Source organism: Paenibacillus enshidis (assembly GCF_042136365.1).
Classification (GTDB): Bacteria; Bacillota; Bacilli; order Paenibacillales; family Paenibacillaceae; genus Paenibacillus; species Paenibacillus enshidis.
Genome location: NZ_JBHHMI010000102.1, coordinates 1 through 315, shown reverse-complemented (window position 1 = coordinate 315; position 315 = coordinate 1). Strand labels below are relative to the sequence as shown.

Annotated in this window: 1 pseudogene; it reads left to right on the top strand. The window is 56.2% G+C overall.

From position 1 onward, the window contains the following. Positions 1 to 315: pseudogene (locus ACE41H_RS25260) on the top strand (RNA-guided endonuclease InsQ/TnpB family protein); the annotation flags it as partial.

Here is a 315-nt window from a genome sequence, read left to right as displayed (position 1 = left end):
TTGGATGATGCCTATCAGCGATTCTTTCGCGGCGATGCGGGTTTTCCTCACTATAAGTCAGCCGACCGATATCTCTCCTTTACGTATCCTCAGCCTAGTGCGGTAGGCAAGACCTTCGCCCAGGATGGATACGTCTATCTGTCCAAAATCGGCTTTGTCCGCATGCGTACACATCGTCCGTTCGACCGGGCGAAGGTGACCCAAATCAACGTGAAACGGCATGCAGACGGGTGGATGATGGGGATCGGCGTGAACATAGAGGCAGCGGAAGCAGGCCAGACGGCGGAAACAGCCGTGGGCATCGACGTCGGGCTA